General features: G+C 60.8%; 8 protein-coding genes. 4 read left to right on the top strand and 4 right to left on the bottom strand.

Translation table 11 applies throughout. The features are described 5' to 3' along the window. The 3 genes from AC1D1P_RS12000 to AC1D1P_RS11990 form a co-directional block, all read left to right on the top strand. Nucleotides 1-351, top strand: a 351-nt coding sequence (locus tag AC1D1P_RS12000; protein ID WP_477673131.1) for an MFS transporter, incomplete at its 5' end; no start/stop codon positions are given. Nucleotides 352-711: 360 nt separating this feature from the next. Beyond that, a complete protein-coding gene (locus tag AC1D1P_RS11995; RefSeq protein WP_477673130.1) occupies nt 712-858 on the top strand; it encodes a hypothetical protein in 147 nt (48 codons plus the stop codon). Between the two features lie 97 nt (nt 859-955). Then, on the top strand, nt 956-1,396 hold the full coding sequence (locus AC1D1P_RS11990) for a VOC family protein (RefSeq protein ID WP_477673129.1): 441 nt from the start codon (nt 956-958) through the stop codon (nt 1,394-1,396). A gap of 36 nt (nt 1,397-1,432) precedes the next feature. On the opposite strand, the gene AC1D1P_RS11985 is transcribed toward AC1D1P_RS11990, so the two are convergent. The 4 genes from AC1D1P_RS11985 to msrB form a co-directional block, all read right to left on the bottom strand. Then, nucleotides 1,433-2,533 (bottom strand): Vgb family protein, encoded by a 1,101-nt coding sequence (locus tag AC1D1P_RS11985; RefSeq protein ID WP_477673128.1) that lies wholly within the window; start codon nt 2,531-2,533, stop codon nt 1,433-1,435. A gap of 93 nt (nt 2,534-2,626) precedes the next feature. Further along, nucleotides 2,627-2,860, bottom strand: a complete 234-nt coding sequence (locus tag AC1D1P_RS11980) for a DUF3606 domain-containing protein (RefSeq protein WP_477673127.1) — start codon at nt 2,858-2,860, stop codon at nt 2,627-2,629. A 190-nt stretch (nt 2,861-3,050) separates the two neighbouring features. Next, on the bottom strand, nt 3,051-3,767 hold the full coding sequence (msrA, locus tag AC1D1P_RS11975; protein WP_477673126.1) for a peptide-methionine (S)-S-oxide reductase MsrA: 717 nt from the start codon (nt 3,765-3,767) through the stop codon (nt 3,051-3,053). A gap of 2 nt (nt 3,768-3,769) precedes the next feature. After that, the gene (gene msrB, locus AC1D1P_RS11970; RefSeq protein WP_477673125.1) at nt 3,770-4,267 is read right to left on the bottom strand and encodes a peptide-methionine (R)-S-oxide reductase MsrB; all 498 of its coding nucleotides are present in this window, start codon (nt 4,265-4,267) and stop codon (nt 3,770-3,772) included. 528 nt (nt 4,268-4,795) lie between these two features. Here msrB and AC1D1P_RS11965 point away from each other — a divergent pair. Continuing rightward, nucleotides 4,796-6,061 (top strand): transglycosylase domain-containing protein (locus AC1D1P_RS11965; protein WP_477673132.1); only part of this gene is annotated, 1,266 nt, incomplete at its 3' end.

The following is a 6,061-nucleotide window of genomic DNA, read 5'->3' as shown; positions in this document are numbered from 1 at the left end:
GGCCTGGGCAGCACACTGGGCATTGTGTGCGGCCAGCTGATTGGTGGCCTGCTGACCGATGCACTGGGCTGGCGCTGGTCTTTTGTTTTTATGACCGTGCTGTTTGCCGTGGTGGGCACGCTGATGTACCTTGACCTGCGCCGCCAGAATGCCGCGCAGCGCGCCGAGGGCAAAGACCTGGCTGCCGCACCCCGCCAGTCTTCCCTGCTACTTCGGTTTCGACAAACATTCGGCGCTGTCGTTGGAGGTCATACCGCTTTTCAAACAATGATGAATATTCTTTGTCTGGGTAGTACCAACTTCCTTCGTTGTTTTTTAAGTATGTCTTTTGGACCTCACGCGAGGCCGTGAGGTCCGCACTTTTGTCTGCGCAGCTTAAGTAAAGTTCTTCTCTCCATAGATCGGTCAGTTGTGTAGCCGATCTCACGCCGGATGATACGGAGCAACCCGCACCAAAGAGTAGGCTGTAGTTGGGGTTGTTGTCTGTTCGAGTTGCTATGAAACGGGCGAGGTCTTTCACCGTTCTTTTTTTATGGGCTGCGTCTTTAGAAAAGTCTGAATAGTCCATTCCCTCTCCGATCTTTAGTTGATTTTTTTCTAGTGAACCGCAACGTCTACTGCTACAAATACTGACGAGCATTAATCTTTTTTGCAATAACGATTTCCCTCGTCAAGTAACCTTTTAAGTTCCACTTCTCCTCCAATTGAAGGATGACCTTGCGCAAATCTACTTTGCTCGACGCGGGCTACCTGCTGCTGGAGACGCATGCGGTCGCAGCGGTTCCGCTGATGCTCGACTTTATAGAGCGTGCTCAACGGAAGAGGATAAAGCGTGACCTCATCTGGCGTTTGACGTGAGGAGTGTCCGCAGCAAGTCGTGCTGCGACGGTTATCCCAAACGTTTACGCTACGTGCAGCACGTACGCGGCATCAGCAATGAAACGAGGCAAAAGATATGACGCTCAAACGGATGGACAACGTCCTCATCGTGGTCGACGACCTTGAAGCCGTCAAGGCGTTCTTCATCGAACTGGGCCTAAAGCTTGAAGGCGAGACAACCGTCGAAGGGCCTTTGGTGGGCAGCCTGATCGGGCTCAAGGATGTGCGGGCTACCCTCGCGATGATGCGGACGCCCGATGGGCAGGGCATTGAGCTGGACAAGTTCCACACGCCCGACGCGATCCGGTTTGGGCCTGTGGATGCGCCGGTCAACACGCTGGGCTTTCGTCGCGTGATGTTCGCCGTTGATGACATCGATGCGCTCGTTGCGCATATGCGCGCCCATGGGGCCGAGATCATTGGCGAAATGCAGTACGGAGACACCTACCGGCTGGCCTACATCCGTGGGCCTGAGGGCATTATTGTTGCGCTTGCCGAGCAGGGCGGTGTTGACTGAAGTGCGCTAAGGCCTACCCCCCAGGCTTCGTGGCCTTCACGCCGTCTTCACCACCGTCACAAACTCCGTCCCGCTCTCAGGCAACCAAACCTCCCCAGGCCGGCCGAGGATCTGCCGCACGCTCGCCGCAGCACGCGGCATGGTGATCACCTCGAACTTCTCTGTCGCGGGGTCAAAGCGCAAGAGGGCGTTGCTGCTCCACTCTGAGGCCCAGACGATGTCTTTGTGGTCGACATACACGGCATAAATATGCGGCTCGGTGCCGGGTGCCTTCCATGCGCGCCAGCTGCTGGCGGCTGTACCCAGTGCGGGGTCGTGCATTGAGAGGTTGCCGCTGTTCCATTCTGATACCCAGATGCGGCCCCTGCTGTCTGACCAGACGCGGCGGGCGCCCTGGCGTGGGGTGGGTGGTTCGACGATGCGTGACTCGCCTGTCTTGCGGTCGAGCTGCGCGATGAATGAGCCGGCCAGCGAGCACCACCACACGTCGCCCTTGGGTGTGGCGCAGATGCCGTAGGGGCCGCGACCGCGGGGGGACTCTTTCACGGTGACGGTGCCGGCGCGCACCTCTACCTTGCCGACGTAGCCGCTTTGCCCGGTGAACCAGAGGTTGCCGTCGCCGTCGAAGGCGCAGGTGTTGAGGTTGGCATACGGTGTGCCGGCGGGCAGGGGGAAGACTTTCACTTCGCGCGAAGGCCAGGCCACGCGGGCAATCGCGTTTTGCCCGCCATCGGTCAGCCAGGCTGCGCCATCAGGCCCGGCAATCACGCCGTGGGGTGACGAGCCATTGCCCAAAGCCACCAGGTCTGATTTGCCGGTGCGTGGGTCAAACCAGCCGAGGTGGCCGCTGCGCTGGGCCGAGAACCACACGCCGCCGTCGGGTGCGGGTGCGATGTCGTGAATGCCGGTGAAGGTGCGGGCGTTGAGCGGCCACGATTGCAGGCGTACAGTCCCGGGTGTTTGCGCATGCGTGATACCCGGCAGGCCCAGGCCGGCGAGGCCCGCCAAGCCAGGCAATGCCGCCAGCGCGGTGCGCCGGTTGATCTGCGTTGGCTCACTCTGTATTGAGTCAGATGGCGGAGAGGGGTGAAGCGAAGACGAAGAAGAAAACTGATGAGCGGGCGTCTGCAATGCCATGGCAAATACCTCCTGCACATGATGGGCATGCGCTGAACACGGTGAAGGGGTGTGTCTCTGGCATTTTGGCGGCAATGCGCGCCGCCATCAAGCTCACTTGTCTGTACTCAACTCGTGCACGCGGTCTGCATTGGTGGTGCTGCGGGCGCCCTTGAGGTGCATCTCTACGTTGGTGGCCTTGTCGCCCACTGCGGCTACGGCTTCGCGCAGCTGTTCCTGTGTGATGTCCAGCTTCTTGAGCCACTCCGCAGTGGTGGCTTTGTCATTCAGGTTGATGCGCTCAGGCTGTTCGCCTGCATGCGATTGGGGTCTATCGGTATTAGCCATGGTGGTTCACTCCTTGCCTGCTAAGGTAAAAGACCACATTAGCGCGCCCGGGCCACCATGTTTGTAGGCCATTGCCGACTTGATGGGTTTCAGCCGGGGAAAGTCGGTGAATGGGCGCGCATTGGCGCCAAGTCGGGGGTATGGCCTACGCCCTGCGCTACCTATGTTCCCGCCGAACCGGGCTCCCGCCTTACTTGCCGGCCTGCGACACCAGCACGGGCTTTTCGCGGTAGACCTCGGGCATCACGGTCTTCAGGTTGGCAATCTTGGGCAGGTCAAACCTTGCGATGTAGGGCTGGTTCGGGTGCAGGGTGGCGTAGTCCTGGTGGTAGGCCTCGGCGGGGTAGAAGGCGGCCAGCGGCGTCAGCTGCGTGACGATCCTGTTCGGAAAGGCCTTGGCGGCGTCGAGCTGGGCGATGTAGCTTTCGGTGACCTTCTTTTGTTCGGCGTCTTTGTAGAACACGGCTGAGCGGTATTGCGTGCCGCTGTCGGGGCCCTGGCGGTTGAGTGTGGTGGGGTCGTGCGCCACAGAAAAGTAAATCTGCAGCAGCTTGCCGTAGCTGATTTTTTTCGGGTCGTAGGTGATTTGCACGGCCTCGGCGTGGCCGGTGCGGCCCGAGCCGATCTGCTCATAGGTGGCAGTGGCTTTGTCGCCGCCTGAATAGCCCGAGACGGCGTTGAGCACGCCGTCGGTGTGCTGAAACACGGCCTGCACGCCCCAGAAGCAGCCGCCGGCAAACACGGCGGTGGCGGTGCCCGCCTGCGCGGTGGCCGTGGCGTCAACCGTGGGGGCGGGCAGCTTCACGGCTTTTTCTTCCGCGGCGCGGGCGTTGGTGCCCATGCCACTGCCAATGAATGCCCACGCGGCCAATGCCACAGCGCCCAGGGTGAAAAGGTATTTGTTCATTTTTATGCTGCCTTGAAGTTAAGGGCCACGCCGTTCATGCAATAGCGCAGGCCAGTGGGTTTGGGGCCGTCGTCAAACACATGGCCGAGGTGGCCGCCGCAGCGGCGGCACAGCACTTCGGTGCGTTTCATGAAAAGGGTGGTGTCGGTTTCTTCGACCACGGCGTTGTTCATCGCCTGCCAGAAGCTGGGCCAGCCGGTGCCGCTGTCGAATTTGGTGGCGGATGAAAACAGCGGCAGGTCGCAACCGGCGCAGCTGAAAACGCCGGCGCGCTTTTCTTTATTCAGCGGGCTGGTGAAGGGCGTTTCAGTGCCGGCCTTGCGCAGCACGCGGTACTGGTCGGGCCGCAGCAGCTTTTGCCATTCGGCTTCAGTGCGGGTGACTTCATAAGCGCGCTCGGCCGCGTGGGCGGGTGCGGACGCCAGCAGCCCGCGCAGGCCGGCGGCCATGGCGGCGGAGAGGGCGCCCAGTTTGAGCAGGGAGTTTCTGCGGGTCATCATGCGTTGGCCTCTTTCGGTTGGTTGTTGTATGGCTTGCCGTGAACAGGCGGCATGAGGGTTGGTCGGCGTGGTGCGGCGTTTCTTACGGATGACGACGCCCCTGGTGCGAAAGATTGGATGACGCTGTGCCGGTTCAGTTCCGTGCGGCGAAATGGCGGGCAGGCTGAAATTGCTATCAATACAGTAGCTGCTCGCGCCCGTACCTATTGGGCTCAAGGCCGATTTGATGCATAAAAATGGCACTGTGGGCAACGAAATTGGCCCCAAAAGCGCCCGCAGGGCCCACAACGGCTGAAAACAGGCAAAAAAGAGGCAAAACAGACCCAAAATTCCACCAAAACTGCCCTGCAAGCCGCTATTAAAACAGTAGCTGCTCGCGCCCGTTCTAATTGGTCTTGAGGCCGATTTGGTACCTGAAAAAGCCCTCCTGCAAGCCGCCGAGGCGGCGTTTTCCCACGGCGTGCGTTTTCCGCAGCGCCGCAGTCCTACAGGCCCGTTTACGCCTCCCATTTAGACTTGCAGGCAATGATGAAACAGCTCCTGACCCAACTTCGCGACTTTGCGGCCACCATTCCTGACCGCTTGCGCCACCCCACCAAACGCGGCGTGCTGCTGACACTGGCGGCCATTCCGGTGCTGGTGCTGCTGTATGTGCTGATCCTGATTCCGTTCACGCCCAGCATCAACGACCTGCTGAAAGCCAAGACTGCCAAGCCCTCGGTGGTGATGTCGTCTGACGGCCAGGTGCTGGCGGTGTTCAAGCGGGCCAACCGCGACTGGGTGAAGCTCGAAGACATTTCGCCCAGCGTGGTCGATGCGCTGGTCGCCACAGAAGACCACCGCTTCTACGACCACCACGGCCTGGACATCAAGCGCACGGTGTCGGCCGTGCTGCACACGGCCGCCGGCAAGACGCAGGGCGGCTCCACCATCACGCAGCAGCTGGCGCGCAACCTCTACCCGGAAGAGATCGGCCGTTCGTTGTCGATCACGCGCAAGCTGAAGGAGGCCATCACGGCTTTCAAGATAGAGGCGGTTTATTCCAAGGACGAAATCCTGGAGAGCTACCTCAACACAGTGCCCTTTTTGTACAACGCCTACGGCATTGAAATGGCGGCGCGCACCTATTTCGACAAATCCGCCAACGAGCTGGACGTGCTGCAAAGCGCCACGCTGGTGGGCATGCTCAAGGGCACGGCCTACTACAACCCGGTGACCAACCCCGAGCGCGCCATGCAGCGCCGCAACACGGTGCTGGCGCAGATGGTCAAGCATGAGAAGCTGCCCGTAGCCCAGCTGGAGGCGCTGAAAAAGAAGCCGCTGCGCATCGACTTTGAGCGCCAGGACGAAGAACTGGGCTCGGCGCCGCACCTGGCGCAGCAGCTGCGCCGCTGGCTGATTGAATGGGCCGACCGCAACGACTACAACATTTATGCCGACGGCCTGGTGCTGCGCAGCACCATTGATTCACGCCTGCAGGACATGGCCAACAGGGCCCTGGCGGTGCAGGTAGACCGCTTGCAAAAGACGGTGGCCGGTGACTGGCGCTTTAACTCGGGCTGGAAGGCCAAGAGCGGCGCGCCGCGTGAATTGGCCCTTGCCTTCATACGCGACACCGCCGAATACAAGGCCCTGCGCACCAAGGGGCAGGCCGACGACCAGGCCACCAAGGCGCTGCTGGCGGACGCGGAGTTCATGCAAAACCTGAAAGACGACAAGACGCGATTGCAGGCGGGCTTCATGGCGCTGGACCCCACCAACGGGCAGGTCAGGGCATGGGTGGGCAGCCGTGAC

It is taken from the genome of Polaromonas sp. P1_E1_2 (assembly GCF_056406035.1).
Note: the sequence above shows the minus strand (reverse complement) of the source record. Positions and strands in the feature narration are given on the sequence as shown.